Below are 17,209 nucleotides of genomic sequence, written 5' to 3'. Positions count from 1 at the left end.
TCAGACCCTCACATCGACGCGGTCGCGCGCCTGGGAATGGTTGGTCCAGGCGCCCGGAGGCGGCGTGACGGAAAGATCGGCCTGGTTTGTCAGACGCGCGGCGCCGGCGAACAGGGATTGACGTTGTTGCTGCTGGCGGTCGAAACCGCCGCCGGATGACGTGTCGCGCTGGGTGAAGTCGAGCGAGTCGCTGGCGACCTGGAAGCCGGCGTCCTGAAGCTGACGGCGCAGTTCGTCGGCCCGTCCGCGCAGCTCTGCAGCCGCCGCAGGATTGTCGAAGGCGAGGCGTGCGGCCAGCTGACCGTCGGCGCCGATTTCCAGGCTGACATCGACGCGGCCCAGATCCTCGGGCGTCAGGACCATGTCGAATCGGGTCGAGCGGCCTTCCAGCTTGCGGGCGATCTGTGCGGCGAGATGGGCCGTCGTCTCGATGGTGGCGCGGGACAGGGACGAGGCGGCGGTCTGGGTCGTGGTGGTCGCGCCGTCGAGCGCGCGGACTTCAGCCGGCGTGTCGACGGGCGTGGTCGGGTCGAGAGGCGCCACTGCGGCGTCGATGAGCGGAGCGGCGGCGGGTGTGACGCCGTCAGTCGCCGGTGCGACCTGACCCAGGCTGGCCTGTCGGGTCTGGCTCATGCTCGAGGCGGCGTCGGCCATGGCGACGTGATCGGTAGCGAGGGTGTCTGATCCGCCCAGCGGCGGCCGAGCGCCACTGGTGGGCGCGGTGTTGTCGGAGGCGGAGCGCAAGGGCGTCGAGGGTGCAGGTGTGGTCGCTGCGCCCTTGGTCGGCGCGGCCTGCGACGACTGAGTGGCCTCGGCCAAGGGAAGATCGGTGTCGGAAACATTTTGCTGAGGCGCTTCGGCCTGGGTTTCGATCGCTTTGACCGCTTCGGCGACGGCAAGGTTGGAAACGACGGCGGCGGTCTGGATCGGCGTGACGGTCTGGGGGGCGGCGGTTGCGGGCTGGGCGGTGATCTTCACGTCAGCCTTGGGCGACGACGGCTCGGTCAGGCGAACCGCCTCGGCGACCTTGGTCTTGGCGGTGTTGGAGCCAGGCGTCTCCGCCGGCTTTTCGGGCGCGACCAACTGGGAGGCTGCGGCGGTTTCAGCCGTCGTTTGGTGGGATGGGTTGGAAATGGTGGGCGCTGCAGCGACGAGAGGTTCTGCCTTGGTTAGAGCAGACCCTGGAGACTGGGGCTGGGCCGCCGCCATTTCAGTCGCGGCAGGCTGCGACGCGGGAGCGGTGTTTGGCGTCAGCGCGGGCTCAACTATGATCGTGGAGATCGGCGTGGCGTCCACGACCTGCGCCTGGTCTTCGGAGACCGCTTGCAGCGCCGGGGCGGGTTCCCGCGTCGTTTGACTAGGCTTGGCCGTCGTGACGGCGCCGTCGGCCGCAAGATCTAAGGCCAGATCGGCGGCGGGGGGTTCTTGGCCGACCTGAGTAGCTGGCGCCGGGGTCGGCCCGGTCGTTTCGGTCACGCCGTCTGTGGCGGCGCCCTCGAATGACGGGGCCTGAATGGCCACAGGGACGACGATCTGTGGAGCCACTGGTTGAGGGGGGGGCGCGACGTCAGCGGCCTCTACGGCGGCTTCTGCCGGTTCCGCATCTTGGTCCGACGGCGGGAGGTCGTGCGCCGCCTCCCGCACGGCTTCGGCCGCAGGTTCGGCGGCGAGGTCGGCGGTCAGGTTCGCGGAGTCTTCTGCTTCCACTGCCGCCAAGTCGGTGGTCGAGATTGCCTGCAAAGCGAGACGGCCAGGCGCGCGTTGCGGCGGCTCGGCCTTTGTGGCGCCGGCCTGATCCAGGGCTTGGAAGGCCTCGACGAGCTTGGAAGAGAACAGATTCGCGGTCTGGCCGCCCTGACCGCTGGGCGGAGCAGCGGGCGTTCCGGCGGAGGCCGGAGGCGCTGAGGCGAACAGGGCGAATGCGGACGACATGGGGCGCAGGCGACTTTCAGGTCTGGGCGGCGCCTGCTGCGCCTGATTATTCGAACCGCCTTTCGCAAGGGGCGGGCCAGTTTCGTGGACGTTGATATTGCGGGAGAAAATCGACCATGGCGGAAGGGCTGGGCGGTCGGAGAGGCGTTTCTTGCCGTCCTTCGCTACTTTTTGCCCGGCAGCGAATGCAACGGGCCTGTATCGAGTTCGTCAGGAAGCGGAGTCTTCGATTTCGCTATCGACACATTTGGCCCGAGGTTTGCGCACCTCACGGGTCATGAAGACTGCGCGATCCGCAATGTCACGTGAAAACAACGCTCTGTTTGAGCGGGGGTGGCGCGTGGCCGGGCAAGATTTGCGCGCTGCAGGGCAGGGCCTGCCGGGTAAGGCGAGGAAGATGGTTCCATGTCGCTGACGTCCATCATGAACATCGCCACCACGGGTCTGCAGGCCGCGCAGACCCAGTTGCGCGTGACTTCGGACAATATCGCCAACGTCAACACGGCCGGCTATGTCCGCAAGGTCGCCGATCAGACTGCAGCGGTCACCGAGGGTTATGGCGCGGGCGTGGATGTCTCGCGCGTTCGTCTGGCCACCAATCGCTTCCTCCAAGCCGCAGGCATGGGCGCGAACGCGGACGCCGCCCGCCAGAATGTGCGGTACGAACTTTACGACCAGATCCAGACCCAGTTCGGCGATCCCAGCGGCGACGGCGGCTTCTTCGCCAAGATTGACAAGCTGTTCGCCAGCTATGCGACCCTGGGGGAAAGCCCGACATCGTCGGCGGCGCGGCAGGACACGGTCTACAAGACCCAGGCGATGTTCAACGAAGCGGCGAACATTGCGGCGCAGATCCAGACGGCGCGGCAGGAGGCGGACAGTCGTCTGCTGAGCGCCGTCGATGCGGTCAATCCGCTGCTGGAGCAGATCGACAAGCTGAACAAGACGATCGCCGCCGGCTCGATCATCAACCAGGATGTGACCGGGGCCCAGAACGCCCAGCAGACGCTGATCAACGAACTGTCCCAGTACATGGACGTCAAGATCGAGCCGCGGGCGAACGGCGGGGTGACGCTGCGGACCGGGACGGGGATGACCTTGGTCGGCGACGGGCATGCGGTGCTGTCCTACAAGGCCGCAGGGACCGTAGATTCCATGACGGCCTTCTCGGACATCATGGTCACAGAGCCCAACGGGACGCGCTGGCCTCTGCTGGACGGCGTGTCATCAGGCGAGATCCGCGGCCTTATCGAACTGCGCGACACCGACGCCCCGGCGGCGGCGGCCCGCCTGGGCGAGCTGACGGCCAAGCTGGCGGACGAGTTGAACCGGGCGCACAACGCCAACAGCAGCGTGCCGGCCCCGACCCTGCTGAGTGGTCGAAACACCGGTCAGTCGCTGACGACCGCCCTGACCGGCTTCACCGGTACGACCACGATCACGGCGGTTGACAGTTCAGGCGTGATCCAAGCCTCGGCCGAGATCGTCTTTTCGGGCGCCACCATGACCGTCAACGGCGTGGCTGCCGATCCGACCACCTTCCTGGCCACGGTCAACGCTCAACTTGGCGGCCAGGCGACGGTTGGGTTCTTTGACGGGCAACTGCGGATTGAGGGCCAGGGCGGCAACGGCGTCGCCGTGGCGGATGACGCGACCACGCCCAGCAGCAAGGGCGGACGCGGCTTCTCCCACTGGTTCGGGCTGAATGACCTGGTCAGCACGACGACTCCCACCTTTTACGACACTGGCCTGACGCTGACGTCGCAGCATGGCTTCGACGCCGGTGAAAGCCTGACCTTCCGTATCGGCAGCACCTCGGGCGCCCGGCTGCGAGACATCACCATTCCCGTGCCGACGGGAACGGGCACGATGGGCGAACTGCTGACCGCGCTGAACGATCCGGTCGCGGGCGTGGGGCGGTACGGCGCCTTCAGCCTGGACTCGTCGGGGACGCTGAGCTTCAAAGCCTATGACTCCGCCTCCACGACCCTGAGCGTGGCGAAGGACAACACGACGCAGAACCCCTCGGGCGTGACCATGTCGCAACTGTTCGGCCTGGGCGAGACGGGTGCGACACGCGCGGGCGCCTATTCGGTCCGTAGCGACATCCAGAAAGATCCTAACAAGCTGGCCCTGGCCCAGTTGAACCTGTCGGCGGCCGCTGGAACCTCGGCCTTGAGCAAGAACGATGGTCGTGGCGGTCTTCTGCTGGCTGATGCGGGACGCAAGAACGTCAACTTCGCCGCAGCGGGCGGCAACAGCGGCGGCACTAAGAGCCTGTCCGCCTATGCGTCGGACTTCGCCGGCGACATCGGCGGCAAGGCCTCGGCGGCCAAGACCGCCAGCGAAACCGCCACGGCCATCGCGCAGGAAGCCGACAATCGTCGCAACTCCGCCGAAGGGGTCAATATGGACGAGGAGTTGGTCAACATGACCACCTTCCAACAAGCCTACAACGCCTCCGCTCGCCTGATCCAGGCGAGCAAGGACATGTACGACGTGCTGATCGGGATCCTATAATGACGCGTGTCGCCACCTTCGGAAATTATCAGTCCGCCTTGCTCAATCTGATGAGCGCCCAGACCCGCGCTGAGCAGGCCCAGGAACGGATCGACAGCGGGACCATCGCCACCGACATGTCCGGTTATGGTCGAGGCGCTGAGCAGCTGACCAGTCTGACCTCGACCCAGGCGCGACTGGACGGGTTTATCGGCGCGGGAGAGAGCGCGGCCGCGCGGCTGAGCGCGCAGGACCTAGCGATGAACCGGATCTACGACGCCGGCGCGGCGGCGCGGGAGGCGGTCGCCAATGGCATAGCGGCGGGCAACATCACCAATATGATGACCGAGCTGGGGCTTCAGTATCAGACCGTTCAGAGCGGGCTGAACGCTGAGCATCAGGGGGCCTATCTGTTCGGCGGCGGGCGCGGCGACGCGGCGCCGGCGACGGCCAAGACGATGGCGGATCTGGCCGCCGCACCCTCGACGGCGTCGACCTTCGCCAACGACGACCTGAAGCAAAAGTCACGCATCGACGAGAACACCATGGTCGAGACGGGATTTCTGGCCGATGAGATCGGCGGGCCCCTGACCGAGGTGTTCCGCAATATGCAGGCCTATCAGAACGGGAACCCGGTCATCATCGGCGGCGTCACCTATACGCCCACCGGGGCGGGCACCCTGACCGGCAAGCCGGGCGCGAACGTCGTCGCCTTCCTGACCGCCCAGATGGGAGAGTTTGACAAGGCGAACTTGGGTGTGACGAACCAGACCGCCAAGAACGGACTGGTTCAGAACCAGGTGGAAACGGCGCTGGATGCGCACGAGTCCCAGAAGCTGGCCCTCGACAAGCTGATGACCGACAAGGCCGGCTATGATCCCGCGCAGGCGATCACCGACCTGCAGGCCGCGCAGGTGGCGATCGAGGCTTCGGCCCAGGTGATCAACTCGCTGCGGAACACCTCGCTGCTCGATCTTCTGCGCTAAGCGGTCGGTCTGGAAGGAAAAATACAGCTCAGCTGGACGATGACGCGATTGGAACATATCATGAACATATGGCGCGTCTCGATCTACGGAAAAAGCTCTCAATCCTGGCGGATGCGGCCAAATACGACGCCTCCTGCTCATCGTCGGGGACGTCGAAGCGGGACTCGGTCGGGGGCAAGGGGATCGGCTCGACCGAGGGGATGGGCATCTGCCACGCCTATACGCCGGACGGGCGGTGCGTCAGCCTGCTGAAGATCCTGCTGACCAATTTCTGCATTTACGACTGCGCCTATTGCATCAACCGGGCGTCGTCGAACGTGGCGCGGGCGCGGTTTGATGTGGACGAGGTGGTGGACCTGACGCTGAACTTCTACCGCCGGAACTATATCGAGGGGCTGTTCCTGTCGTCGGGAGTGATCCGCACCAGCGACTATACGATGGAGCAACTGGTCCTGGTGGCCAAGACGCTGAGGGAGATCCACGACTTCCGCGGTTATATCCATTTGAAGCTGATCCCAGAGGCCGACCCGAAACTGGTCGAGATGGCGGGCCTCTACGCGGATCGACTGTCGGCCAATATCGAACTGCCGCGCGACGAGGCCCTTGCGCGGCTGGCGCCGCAGAAGGACGTCGGGGTCATCAAGAGGGCGATGAGCCAGGTGCGGCTGGGTGTCGAGGCGGCCAAGCCCGGCAAGCGCGACAAGATCAAGCCGCCCAAATTCGCGCCGGGCGGACAGAGCACGCAGTTGATCGTTGGAGCGGACGGGGCGCCGGACACCGAGATCCTGGACCGAAGCGCCTCCCTGTACGGCGGCTATGGGTTGAGGCGGGTCTATTATTCGGCCTTCAGTCCTATCCCGGACTCCAGTTCAGCCCTGCCGCTGTCCAAGCCGCCGCTGATGCGCGAGCACCGGCTGTATCAGGCGGACTGGCTGATGCGGTTCTATGGCTTTTCCGCGCCCGAGATTGGGGAGGGGACGGCCGAGGGTATGCTGGACCTGGCGGTCGATCCGAAGCTGGCTTGGGCGCTGAACAAGCGCGCCCTGTTTCCCGTCGATGTGAATCGGGCGCCGCGCGAGATGCTGTTGCGGGTGCCGGGGCTGGGGGTGAAGGCGGTGGACCGGATCATATCGGTGCGCCGGTACCGAACGCTGAGGCTGGAAGACGTCGGACGGCTGACGCGGTCTGTGGAGAAGCTGAGGCCGTGGATCACGGCGCTGGACTGGACGCCGGGCGGGCTGACCGACGCGACCGATCTGAAAGCCCGGGTGACGACGCGGGCTCCGGAACAGTTGAGCCTATTCTGATGCGGACGGCTGTGCTGGCGTCGGAGACGGATTTCGACGGGTGGAGGGTCGCGGCGCGCGAGATGCGGCTGGCGGGGGTGGAGCCTGCGACGGCGCGGTTCGTGGTCGAGGGAGCGCCATCTTCTGTGCAGGGCGGGCTGTTTGAAGAGCCGGCTATGTCTGCTCACCCGCCCGCCACACCTCGTCATCCTCGCCCCTGTTGCGAGGATCCATACGCCGTGACGAAGGCGGGGGGCATGGCGGAAGCACCGGGAGTATGGATCCTCGGGACAAGCCCGAGGATGACGGATCAGGGGAAGGGCGAACGGAAGGAGAAGGGATTCTCGGCGCCCGCCGCCTTCGTCGATCTGGCGCGCGAGGTGATCCTGCATCGGTCCACCGATCGGTTCGATCTGCTTTATCGGCTGCTGTGGCGGCTTAGGGATGAGCCGGACCTGATGAAGGTGATCTCGGACCGGGACGTGGCCGAGGCGATGGAACGGGCCAAGAACGTCAGTCGGGCGTCGCACAAGATGAAGGCCTTCGTCCGGTTTCGGCAGGTCGAGGATGCGCAGGGCGAAGCCTGGGTCGCCTGGTTCGAACCGCCGCACCGGGTGCTGGAGAAGACGGCGCCCTTCTTCCAGCGACGGTTCACGACGATGCGGTGGTCGATCCTGACGCCGGACGGGTCGGCCCATTGGGATGGAGAGGCGTTGAGCTTCGGCCCGCCGGCGACACGCGACATGGCGCCGGCCGAGGACGAGATCGAGGAGTTCTGGAAGACCTACTACGCTTCGACCTTCAATCCTGCTCGGTTGAAGGTGAAGACGATGCAGGGCGAGATGGCCAAACGCTATTGGAAGAACCTGCCGGAGGCGGCGCTGATCCCGGAACTGGTGGCCGCTTCGTCGGTTCGGACCGATGTCATGGTCGCCACGCCCGCCCCGGAACCCAACGCCCGTTTCGTCCGCGCCCTGGCGCGCGACCTGCACGCGGCCCGACCGGACGCCGAGGCGGTTCCCGACAGCCTGGCCGATGTCAAGCGCGGGGTTCAGGCCTGTCGGCGCTGCCCCCTGTACCGCGACGCGACGCAAGGGGTTTGCGGGGAAGGACCGAAGAAGGCGCGACTGATGATCGTGGGCGAACAGCCGGGCGATCAGGAAGACTTGGCGGGGCGACCGTTCGTCGGACCGGCGGGCCAGGTGCTGGAGGCCGCGCTGGAAGAGGCCGGGATCGATCGATCGGATGTCTATGTCACCAACGCCGTGAAGCATTTCAAGCACGAGCCGCGCGGCAAGCGGCGGCTGCACAAGACGCCGAATGCGGGGGAGGTCCAGGCCTGCCGCTGGTGGCTGGACGCCGAGCGGCGGCTGATCCAGCCCAAGGTGGTGCTGGCCCTGGGGGTGACGGCGGGTCTTGCGATCCTGGGGCGCAAGCCGGCGGTGACGAAGGAAAGAGGCCAGGCCCTGGCGATGGACGACGGTACGGCCGGGATGGTCACGGTTCACCCGTCCTATCTGCTGCGGCTGCCGGATGCGGCGGCGAAGGCCCAGGCGCGTCGTGGATTTATTGATGATCTGGTCGCTGCGCGGCGTCTTGTAAGCTGAAGGCTCGAACGAAAGACGGTCGGCGGCGTTTGCATAGGTCGCCAGCGTGGCGGTTAGGGGAGATCAGATGAGGCGCGCAGGTTCGACACAGTGCGAAAGGAAAGCGCCGAACAAATGTCATCGCACGTTGACTTCAACTGGAGCCTTGACCATTAGGCGGATCAGGATTTCGGCTGTTCCTTGCGTGGGTTGGGATCGTCCGATGCCCGTTCTGACTTCCGGGGCGTGATGAGCCAGACCGACTACGAAATCACGGACGCAGGCGACGGCGCGGCGAAGCTGCGTCTTGTCGGCGACTGGACGACGACCGCCCTGGGGAGGCTGCCTCAGCGACTGGACAAGGATTTGGACGGCCGCAAGATCGCGAGCGTAGACACCCGCGACCTGGGCCGGTTCGACACGGCCGGCGCACTGGCCCTGGTGCAAGCGTCGCATTGCGGCCTGCCCAAGTCGGCGTGGACGGATCGGCCCGAGGCCGGCCGCATCTACACGATGATCGAGACGCTGGAGCGCAAGAGTTCGCCTCCGCCCAAGCAGCCGGACGCCTTTACCCGAAGCTTCGCAAAGATTGGGCGCGGGGTTTATGATTTCGGGGCAGAGGCGATGCTGTCCCTGGCTTTCCTGGGACGCCTGATGGAGGCCGTGGTCGAGGCAGCCAAACATCCCGGCGGCATCCGTTGGCCGGCCTGGGTCAGCCAGGGCGAGCGGGCCGGGCTGGACGCCATTCCGATCGTGATGGTGACGAACTTCTTCATCGGTGCAGTGGTGGCCTTCATTGGGGTGGACCTGCTGACCGACTTCGGCGCCCAGGTGTTCGCGGTGCAGCTGATCGGCGTGGCCATGTTCCGCGAGTTCGCGGTGGTGATCGCCTCGGTCCTGCTGGCTGGGCGGTCGGCCTCTGCCTTCGCGGCCGAGATCGGCTCGATGCGGATGAACCAGGAGGTGGACGCCATGCAGGTGATGGGCGTCAATCCGTTCCAGGCGCTGGTGGTGCCGCGTCTGGCGGCCCTGGTGTTGATGCTGCCGCTGCTGACCTTCATGGGGATGATCGGCGGGCTGATGGGCGGGCTGATCGTCTGCTGGACCTCGCTGAACCTGGGGCCGGCCTTCTTCTTCCAGCGGCTGGTCGAGGATGGAACCATGGCGCAGCACATGATGGTGGGGCTGGTGAAGGCGCCGGTGTTCGCCCTGGTGATCGCGGCCATCGGCTGCCGTCAGGGCATGTCGGTGGCGGGCGATGTGGAAAGCCTGGGGCGGCGGGTGACCGCGGCGGTGGTGCAAGCGATCTTCGCCATCATCCTGCTGGACGCCGTCTTCGCCCTGGTCTTCCTGGAGCTGGACATATGACCGACGCGACGATGTCGGCCGCCGCGCCGGAAGACAAGGTCGAGAACCTGATCGAGGTGCGCGGCCTGTTGAGCCAGTTCGGCGAACGGACCATCCACGAGAACCTGGATATCGACCTCAAGAGGGGCGAGGTCATGGGCGTGGTCGGCGGGTCGGGCGCGGGCAAGACGGTGCTGTTGAACACCATCATCGGCCTGAAGGAGCCCGAGGGAGGGGCGGTGAAGGTGCTGGGCTATGACCGGGCCACCCTGACCGGCGACGAGGCGGCGGATATCGAACAGAGGACGGGCATCCTGTTTCAGCAGGGGGCGCTGTTCTCATCGCTGACCGTGCTCGAGAATGTGGCCTCGCCGCTGGTGGAACACACCAAGCTGCCGAAGTCGGTCATGTATGAACTGGCCGAGCTGAAGATCGCCATGGTCGGTCTGAAGCCCGAGCACCATCACCTGAAGCCCGCCGAACTGTCGGGCGGGATGAAGAAGCGGGCTGGCCTGGCGCGGGCCTTGGCGTTGGACCCCGAACTGGTGTTTCTGGACGAACCGACGGCAGGGCTGGACCCGATTGGCGCCGCAGCCTTCGACGAGTTGATCCGCCAGTTGTCGGACGATCTGGGTCTGTCCGTCTTCATGATCACACACGACCTCGATAGCCTGTACGCCATCTGTGACAAGGTAGCGGTGCTGGCGGACAAGCGGGTCGTCGAAAAAGCCACGGTGCAGGAACTGGAACGCTCCGATCATCCGTGGATCAAGGAATACTTCCTGGGGCCGCGCGGTCGCGCGGCAACCAAGGCGGCTTGAGGAGAGCCAGGTATGGAAAGAGACGCACATTACGCCGCCGTCGGCATCGCCACCGTCGCCTTGCTGGCGGCCCTGGCGGTGTTCACGATCTGGCTGGCCCGGTTACAGTTCAACAGCGACTATGACCTGTACGACATCGTCTTCTACGGGCCGGTCAACGGACTGTCGGAAGGCGGCGAGGTGCATTTCAACGGCATCCGCGTCGGCGAGGTGACCGACCTGAACATCGACACCCAGCGCGGCGACCAGGTCATCGCCCGGGTGCGGGTGGACGGCACGACGCCCGTCCGCGTGACCTCGCGCGCCCAGCTGGAGCCGCAGGGCATCACGGGCCTGAACTATATCCAGATCACCGCCGGCTCGCCCAACAGCGCCCTGTTGAAGGACCAGTATCCGGACAATGTGGTGCCGGTGCTGCAAAGCCAGCCGTCGCCGATCGCCGAACTGCTGAGCGGGTCGGGCACGGTGCTGGCCCAAACGGTGGATGCGCTGAACCGGATCAACCGGGTCATGTCCGACGATAACATCCGCAGCTTCTCGACCAGCGTGAAGAACGTCGAGGCTCTGACGACCGAGCTGGAGGCCCGCAAGGCCATCTTCGCCGAGCTGGAAGCAGCGGTGAAGAACGCCAACGCCACCATTCTTGAGTATCAGGGGCTTGCGGCCGACATGCGCGTGGTCGTCAATACCGACGGCCGTGAAGCCATCGCCAACATCAATCAGGCGACGGCAGAGGCCCGCACGGCTATCGCCTCGGCCAACCGCTCGATCAACGGATTGGAGAAGCCGCTGGGCGACTTCGCGACCTCCAGCCTGCCGCAACTGAGCGGCACCATTGAGGAACTGCAGGAGGCGACGCGCTCTCTACAGGGCCTGATCGACGACGTCCGCGCCAGCCCGCGCGACTTCATCGGGAAACCGCAATCGAAAGAGTTGGAGGTGCAGCCGTGATCCGTTCCCTGGTTCAACTGGGCGCCATCGCCGGCGTCGTCGTGTCGCTTGGCGGCTGTTCGCTGCTGTCCACGCCGGATCCGGTGCAGAACTACCGGTTCGGCCTGCCGCTGGACGCGCCCTCGGCCGAGGGCGACACGCCCGCGCCGTTGTCGGTGTCGATCCGCCGGATCGAGTTCCCGGAAGCGACCGGCGACGACCGGATCCTGGGCGTGACCGGGACCGAGACCGCCTATATCGGCGGCGCGCGCTGGGTTTCGCCGGCCTCGACATTGTTCGACGACAGCCTGAAGGCGGCCTTCGCCAATCGTGCGGACCAGATCCGCGTCCTAGGCCGGCGCGAGCCCGGCACGCCGCCGCTGGTGCTTCAGGTGTCGGTGACGACGTTCGAGGCGCGCTATGCCGCGCCGGGGGCGACGCCGGATGTGGTGATCACCGCCCGCGCCCAGTTGCGATCAACGCCCGAGCGTCGCGCCGGAGGAGAGGCGGCCATTCGCCCCGAACAGGCGCGATCGGTCGAACGGGTGTTTACGGTGACCCAGCCGGCGAGCGAAAACCGGGTCTCGGCCATCGTCGCCGCGTTCGATACGGCGACGCGCGACATCAACACCCAGATCGCCGACTGGACCATTCAGTCGGCGAAGTGAGGGTTCAGGTGACCCACTGAAGGGACTCGGCTTCGACCGGGTTCCTGTAGGGGGCGTCGTCGCGTTGGGCGCGGAGCAGGGCGGCCTTTGAGGCGAAGTAGAAGGCGGACGGGCGATCCGGGTCGCCGGCGAAGACCAGCGGCAGATGCGGGCTGCGGCCTTCGAGCCGCTCCAGTATGGCCACGTCCTGACGCAGGAAGGTCCGACCCCAGGCCGACAGCAGCGGGCTGCCGAACCGCAGGGCGGCGACCGAGCAGAGGATCAGGTTGCGGATCACGACGTCGCCTTCCGCCTGGGGGGTGACGGTGGTCAGGTTGATCAGTTCGAACCCGCGCGCGGTGACGCGCTCCAGCCGGATCGACGGCAGGCGGAACTCGATACTGACCTTGCGGTCCTCGGACACCAGATCATAGGCGGGGGTGGAGGCGAAGGCATCGGCCGCGACGGCGGTGAAGCCGAAGGGCGAGGGGCTGTAGCTCTTGGTCTTGGTGCGTCGCGCCTGGCTGCGCCACCACCAGGCGTTATGGATCATCGGCACATGGGCCGGGTCCAGCAGACCCAGGACCGCCTGGTCGTAGTCGGCGCGCGCGGGAGCCTTGGAGTAGGCGATCAGGGCCAGGGGCGCCTCGGGCGGCGGAGGCAGGTCTGGGGGGGCGATGGAGCCGGCGGGGCAGGCCCAGATCAGCCCCAGGCGGTTGATCAGTCGCCAGCCGCCGCAGGCCGTCGTCTGGACGGCGTCCGGGGCGACCTGGGCCGGCAGGTCGATCCATTCGCCGTGAAGCTGAGCCCACGTGGCGGTCCGGGTCCGTGCGGCGCGCACGGGATACCAGGCGTGGATCGGGGCGCCGAAGCGGCGGTCGCCGGGCTGGCGCGCCATCAGACGGGCGCCGAGATCGAGCGGGGCTTCCGGCGAGGCGTCGCCGTTGGTCTCTGCGGGCCGAGCCTGGAGCGAAGTCGCCATGGGACGAAGGTCGCCTGTTCTCGCCCCTGGAGGCGTCGAGTGCCGGGAGCGGGCACCCGGGGTCGCACCCGGAGGTCACGAAGGACCTGCGGGTCATCGACACTAGCGGGCGCGTCATCGCCCAACAAGGTTCGATTGGGCGACCCCGGAACGGCCGAAGATCAGGCCGCCTTCAGTCCCTGCGAAACCGTGTAGGCGGCCTCGGTCTTGGCGGCCACCTCGTCCAGGGTGACGCCGTCGGCGAGTTCGATCAGTTCAAGGCCCGACCCGTCCGGTTTGACGTCGAAGGTGGCCAGGTCGGTGATGATGCGGCTGACCACGCTCGTGCCCGTCAGGGGAAGGGTGCAGGATTTCAAGACCTTGGACTGGCCATGCTTGTTGGCGTGCTCCATGACCACGACCACGCGTTTGACGCCCGCGACCAGATCCATCGCGCCGCCCATGCCCTTCACCAGCTTGCCTGGGATCATCCAGTTGGCGATGTCGCCGTTCTGGGCCACCTCCATCGCGCCCAGGATCGACAGGTTGATATGGCCGCCGCGGATCATGGCGAAGCTGTCGGCGCTGCTGAAATAGGACGACTCGGGGATCTCGGTGATCGTCTGTTTGCCGGCGTTGATCAGGTCGGGATCCTCGTCGCCCTCATAGGGGAAGGGGCCCATGCCCAGCATCCCGTTCTCGGACTGGAGGGTCACGGTCATGCCGGCGGGGATGTAGTTGGCGACCAGGGTCGGGATGCCGATGCCGAGGTTCACATAGAAGCCGTCCTGCAGCTCTTGAGCGGCGCGTTCGGCCAGTTGTTCGCGACTACGGGGCATTATGCGGTCTCCCGGCTGCGGACGGTGCGCTGTTCGATGCGCTTCTCGGACACGGTCTGGACCAGGCGGTCGACGTAGACGCCCGGCGTGTGGATGTGGTCGGGGTCGAGCGAGCCGACGGGGACGATCTCCTCGACCTCGACGACCGTGACCTTGCCGGCGGTGGCCATCATCGGGTTGAAGTTGCGGGCGGTCTTGCGGAAGACGAGGTTGCCCCGTTCGTCGGCCTTCCAGGCCTTGACGATGGACAGGTCGGCGATCAGGCCGGTCTCCATGACGTAGTCGCGGCCGTTGAAGTTGCGGACCTCCTTGCCCTCGGCGACCAGGGTGCCGACGCCGGTGGCGGTGAAGAAGGCGGGAATGCCGGCGCCGCCGGCGCGGATGCGCTCGGCCAGGGTGCCCTGGGGGTTGAACTCCAGCTCCAGCTCGCCGGCCAGGTACTGGCGCTCGAACTCCTTGTTCTCGCCGACATAGGACGAGATCATCTTGGCGATCTGGCGGGTGGCGAGCAGCTGGCCCAGCCCGAAGCCGTCGACTCCGGCGTTGTTGGAGATGACCGTCAGGCCCTTGACGCCGCTGTCGCGCAGGGCGGCGATCAGGTTTTCGGGGATGCCGCACAGGCCGAAGCCGCCGGACATGACGGTCATGCCGTCGAAGGTCAGGCCCTCCAGCGCGGATGTGACGTCAGCGTAGATCTTACCCATCGCTCTCCCTTTTCACTGCCTGATGAATATCGGCGCGTTTGACCACGCGTAACGCGGAGGGGGGCGGGGGGCAAGTCGGGAGGCGGGGGAGGCGCTGCATTTTACACGGAATCCACTCGATAATTTTTGAGTCTCTTTTCGTGTATTTTCCGACGTGCGAATCCGGGACGGAAGTGCGTGCATCCGTAAATGATGGTCGGGCGTATTGAGAGAACAAGCCTGACCACGGACGCCCCATGAGCCTGACCAATGTCGCCATTCGCCAGTTGCAGGATGCGCCCTTTCCCGACTTCGTGACCCGCCCGGCGATCGACAGCCTGGTCACGGAGGCGCGCAAGCGGCTGGACCGCGACGGTCCCCACGATCAGGCGGCGTTTGCGCGGGAGATGGCCGAGCGGGCCATCGCCGAACATGCGGATGTGGCGAACCGGCAGCATTACGAACTGCCGCCCGAGTTCTTCCGCCTGTGCCTGGGCGAGCGGTTGAAATACTCCTGCTGCCTCTATCCGACGGGAACGGAGACGCTGGACCAGGCTGAGGTCGCGGCCCTGCTGGAGACCTGCGCCCATGCCGATCTGGCGGACGGTCAGACCATTCTGGAAATGGGCTGCGGCTGGGGCTCGCTGTCTCTGTGGATGGCCGAGACCTATCCCCGGGCGCGGATCACGGCGGTGTCGAACAGCCACGGCCAGCGGGGCCATATCGAGGCCCAGGCCAGGGCGCGGGGGCTGAGCAATCTGACGGTCGTGACCCAGGACATGAACCTGTTCGACACCGACCAGAGGTTCGACCGGATCGTCTCAGTCGAGATGTTCGAGCATATGGCCAACTGGCGCGCCCTGCTGACCAAGGCCCGGTCCTGGCTTAAGCCGGAGGGGCGGCTGTTCATCCATGTCTTCACCCACCGCGACGCCCCCTATCGGTTCGACCACACCGACAGCGGCGACTTCATCGCCCAGCATTTCTTCACCGGCGGGATCATGCCCAGCCACGGACTGATCCGGCAGTTCCCCGACCTGTTCGCGGTCGCGCAGGAATGGACCTGGAACGGCGGCCATTACGCGCGCACCGCTAATGACTGGCTGACCAATATGGATCGCAATGCGCCCCGGATCGCGCTGCTGATGCGCGAGACCTATGGGGCGGACGCCAAGCTGTGGACCCGGCGCTGGCGGCGCTTCTACCTGGCGACCGCCGGTCTGTTCGGCAACGACGAAGGCCGCACCTGGGCGGTCAGCCATTATCGCCTGAAACCCGCCTGAGGAGTCTGTCGTGATCAAATATGTCTTCGCCTATCTGGGAGCCGGGATCACCTTCGCGGTGATCGATGCCGTCTGGCTGACCACCATGACCAATCGGTTCTACAAGCCGGTGCTGGGGCCGATCCTGGCGGACAAGCCGGACATGAGGGCGGCGATTCTGTTCTATCTGATCTCCATCGCCGGGACGGTCTTCCTGGCCATCGCCCCGGCCCTGAAGGATGGAAGCTGGACGCGTGCGGCGATCAATGGGGCGGCGCTGGGCTTCGTCGCCTACGCCACATACGACCTGACCAACCAAGCGACGCTGGAGATTTGGCAGACCAAGTTGACTGTCGTCGATCTGATCTGGGGGACGGTGCTGACCACAGTGTCGGCGACCGGCGGCTATTTCGCAGCCCGCTGGGCCGAGGGGCGTTTTGGTTGAGGTCGCTGTCGTCGGGCTGTCTTTCGCCTGACACGGGACCGGCATGGCGCAGGCCGGGGTCGTTAAGCTATAGCTAACCCTGTTTTCGATGGGGGCGGTCTTGCGCGCAGGCATCAACGGATTGACGGCGGCCTTGGTCGTCGGGGTCGTGATCGGCCTGATGCTGACGCCGGACGGGCGTGACTGGCTGCGCCATCCGACCCTGATTCTGGGCGGTTCGGCCAACGCCTCGGCCAGTCCGCCGACGCTGATCGCTCCGGTCGAGAGCCTGACGCCCGCCCCGGTCGCGAAGGCAATGGTTACGCCGCTGAAGGCGCGCGCGGCGCGAGGCGAGCTGAGAATCGGGGTGTTCGGCGATTCGATGGCGGACGGTCTGTGGGCCGCCCTGTACCGTGACCTGCATGGCGAGAAGGGGGTCGCTGTGACCCAGTTCAGCGCGGTCTCCACCGGCCTGTCGCGCTATGACTATGTGGACATCCAGGCCAAGACGGCGCGGCAGTTGAGCGAGACGCCGGTCGATGCGGCGGTTGTGATGTTCGGGACCAATGACGCCCAGGGCATCAGCCTGGACGGGGTGATCCATGATTTCGGCACACCCGGCTGGAAGGCGGCCTATGGGAAGCGGATCGACGATCTGGTCGGCCTGCTGCGGGCCAATGACGTCGCCGTCTATTGGGTCGGTCTGCCCAAGATGAAGCGGACCGGCTTCGACGCCAAGATGACGGTCATCAACGCCGTGGTGCGCGAGCGGATGACGGCGCTGGACGTGCCCCTGATCGAGACGACCGGCGTCACCGCCGATACGGCGGGCGAGTACGCGGCCTATCTGCCCGGCGCCAGCGGGCGGCCGCAGCTGATGCGGGCCAATGACGGAATTCACATGACCATGGCCGGCTATCGCCGCATCGGCGCGCCGGTGGCGGAGCGGCTGAAGCGCGACGCGGGCCTGGATGCGGCGGCGGCTCAACCGCAGACGACCGGCTGA

15 protein-coding genes are annotated in these 17,209 nt (G+C 66.2%); 11 read left to right on the top strand and 4 right to left on the bottom strand.

Features of this window, described 5'->3' with window-relative positions; genetic code table 11:
• A complete protein-coding gene (locus ACW170_RS15200; RefSeq protein WP_492087465.1) occupies window positions 1–1,932 on the bottom strand; it encodes a flagellar hook-length control protein FliK in 1,932 nt (643 codons plus the stop codon).
• 405 nt (window positions 1,933–2,337) lie between these two features.
• Between ACW170_RS15200 and flgK the strand changes: the two genes are divergently transcribed.
• From flgK to ACW170_RS15160, 8 genes are all read left to right on the top strand, one after another.
• Window positions 2,338–4,452: a flagellar hook-associated protein FlgK gene (gene flgK / locus ACW170_RS15195; RefSeq protein WP_492087464.1), complete on the top strand. Its 2,115-nt coding sequence runs from the start codon at window positions 2,338–2,340 to the stop codon at window positions 4,450–4,452.
• Window positions 4,452–5,417 (top strand): flagellin, encoded by a 966-nt coding sequence (locus ACW170_RS15190; RefSeq protein ID WP_492087463.1) that lies wholly within the window; start codon window positions 4,452–4,454, stop codon window positions 5,415–5,417. The genes flgK and ACW170_RS15190 overlap by 1 nt, the downstream gene beginning before the upstream one ends.
• Window positions 5,418–5,485: 68 nt before the next feature.
• A complete protein-coding gene (locus ACW170_RS15185; protein WP_492087462.1) occupies window positions 5,486–6,724 on the top strand; it encodes a putative DNA modification/repair radical SAM protein in 1,239 nt (412 codons plus the stop codon).
• Window positions 6,724–8,310, top strand: coding sequence for a UdgX family uracil-DNA binding protein (locus ACW170_RS15180; RefSeq protein WP_492087461.1), 1,587 nt, complete (start codon window positions 6,724–6,726; stop codon window positions 8,308–8,310). Before ACW170_RS15185 ends, ACW170_RS15180 begins: the two co-directional genes overlap by 1 nt.
• A gap of 228 nt (window positions 8,311–8,538) precedes the next feature.
• Window positions 8,539–9,657 (top strand): MlaE family ABC transporter permease, encoded by a 1,119-nt coding sequence (locus ACW170_RS15175; RefSeq protein WP_492087460.1) that lies wholly within the window; start codon window positions 8,539–8,541, stop codon window positions 9,655–9,657.
• Entirely contained in the window at window positions 9,654–10,457 is an 804-nt protein-coding gene (locus tag ACW170_RS15170) for an ABC transporter ATP-binding protein (RefSeq protein WP_492087459.1), read from the top strand. Before ACW170_RS15175 ends, ACW170_RS15170 begins: the two co-directional genes overlap by 4 nt.
• A gap of 12 nt (window positions 10,458–10,469) precedes the next feature.
• Window positions 10,470–11,408 carry an MlaD family protein gene (locus ACW170_RS15165; protein ID WP_492087458.1) on the top strand — a complete coding sequence of 313 codons (939 nt, stop codon included), beginning with the start codon at window positions 10,470–10,472 and terminating at the stop codon, window positions 11,406–11,408.
• Window positions 11,405–12,055, top strand: a complete 651-nt coding sequence (locus ACW170_RS15160; RefSeq protein WP_492087457.1) for an ABC-type transport auxiliary lipoprotein family protein — start codon at window positions 11,405–11,407, stop codon at window positions 12,053–12,055. The genes ACW170_RS15165 and ACW170_RS15160 overlap by 4 nt, the downstream gene beginning before the upstream one ends.
• A gap of 4 nt (window positions 12,056–12,059) precedes the next feature.
• On the opposite strand, the gene ACW170_RS15155 is transcribed toward ACW170_RS15160, so the two are convergent.
• The 3 genes from ACW170_RS15155 to ACW170_RS15145 form a co-directional block, all read right to left on the bottom strand.
• Entirely contained in the window at window positions 12,060–13,016 is a 957-nt protein-coding gene (locus ACW170_RS15155; protein WP_492087456.1) for a hypothetical protein, read from the bottom strand.
• A gap of 161 nt (window positions 13,017–13,177) precedes the next feature.
• Window positions 13,178–13,834, bottom strand: a complete 657-nt coding sequence (locus tag ACW170_RS15150) for a 3-oxoacid CoA-transferase subunit B (protein WP_492087455.1) — start codon at window positions 13,832–13,834, stop codon at window positions 13,178–13,180.
• Window positions 13,834–14,538 (bottom strand): CoA transferase subunit A, encoded by a 705-nt coding sequence (locus ACW170_RS15145; RefSeq protein ID WP_492087454.1) that lies wholly within the window; start codon window positions 14,536–14,538, stop codon window positions 13,834–13,836. The genes ACW170_RS15150 and ACW170_RS15145 overlap by 1 nt, the downstream gene beginning before the upstream one ends.
• 236 nt (window positions 14,539–14,774) lie before the next feature.
• On the opposite strand from ACW170_RS15145, the gene ACW170_RS15140 reads away from it, so the two are divergent.
• From ACW170_RS15140 to ACW170_RS15130, 3 genes are all read left to right on the top strand, one after another.
• A complete protein-coding gene (locus ACW170_RS15140) occupies window positions 14,775–15,800 on the top strand; it encodes an SAM-dependent methyltransferase (RefSeq protein WP_492087453.1) in 1,026 nt (341 codons plus the stop codon).
• A gap of 10 nt (window positions 15,801–15,810) precedes the next feature.
• On the top strand, window positions 15,811–16,224 hold the full coding sequence (locus ACW170_RS15135; protein WP_492087452.1) for a DUF2177 family protein: 414 nt from the start codon (window positions 15,811–15,813) through the stop codon (window positions 16,222–16,224).
• 100 nt (window positions 16,225–16,324) lie between these two features.
• On the top strand, window positions 16,325–17,209 hold the full coding sequence (locus tag ACW170_RS15130) for an SGNH/GDSL hydrolase family protein (RefSeq protein WP_492087451.1): 885 nt from the start codon (window positions 16,325–16,327) through the stop codon (window positions 17,207–17,209).

The organism is Brevundimonas sp. FV2ps16 (assembly GCF_058681075.1).
The sequence above is the reverse complement of the archived record's forward strand: the minus strand, read 5'-3'. Positions and strand labels throughout refer to the sequence as shown.

What these genes read in the sequence shown, in the direction of transcription:
- ACW170_RS15175 (WP_492087460.1), top strand. Translation starts at nt 8,539, where the DNA reads ATGAGCCAGACCGACTACGAAATCACGGACGCAGGCGACGGCGCGGCG.
- ACW170_RS15140 (WP_492087453.1), top strand. Translation starts at nt 14,775, where the DNA reads ATGAGCCTGACCAATGTCGCCATTCGCCAGTTGCAGGATGCGCCCTTT.
- flgK (WP_492087464.1), top strand. Translation starts at nt 2,338, where the DNA reads ATGTCGCTGACGTCCATCATGAACATCGCCACCACGGGTCTGCAGGCC.
- ACW170_RS15200 (WP_492087465.1), bottom strand. Translation starts at nt 1,932, where the DNA reads ATGTCGTCCGCATTCGCCCTGTTCGCCTCAGCGCCTCCGGCCTCCGCC.
- ACW170_RS15155 (WP_492087456.1), bottom strand. Translation starts at nt 13,016, where the DNA reads ATGGCGACTTCGCTCCAGGCTCGGCCCGCAGAGACCAACGGCGACGCC.
- ACW170_RS15185 (WP_492087462.1), top strand. Translation starts at nt 5,486, where the DNA reads ATGGCGCGTCTCGATCTACGGAAAAAGCTCTCAATCCTGGCGGATGCG.
- ACW170_RS15145 (WP_492087454.1), bottom strand. Translation starts at nt 14,538, where the DNA reads ATGGGTAAGATCTACGCTGACGTCACATCCGCGCTGGAGGGCCTGACC.
- ACW170_RS15170 (WP_492087459.1), top strand. Translation starts at nt 9,654, where the DNA reads ATGACCGACGCGACGATGTCGGCCGCCGCGCCGGAAGACAAGGTCGAG.
- ACW170_RS15190 (WP_492087463.1), top strand. Translation starts at nt 4,452, where the DNA reads ATGACGCGTGTCGCCACCTTCGGAAATTATCAGTCCGCCTTGCTCAAT.
- ACW170_RS15180 (WP_492087461.1), top strand. Translation starts at nt 6,724, where the DNA reads ATGCGGACGGCTGTGCTGGCGTCGGAGACGGATTTCGACGGGTGGAGG.
- ACW170_RS15165 (WP_492087458.1), top strand. Translation starts at nt 10,470, where the DNA reads ATGGAAAGAGACGCACATTACGCCGCCGTCGGCATCGCCACCGTCGCC.
- ACW170_RS15150 (WP_492087455.1), bottom strand. Translation starts at nt 13,834, where the DNA reads ATGCCCCGTAGTCGCGAACAACTGGCCGAACGCGCCGCTCAAGAGCTG.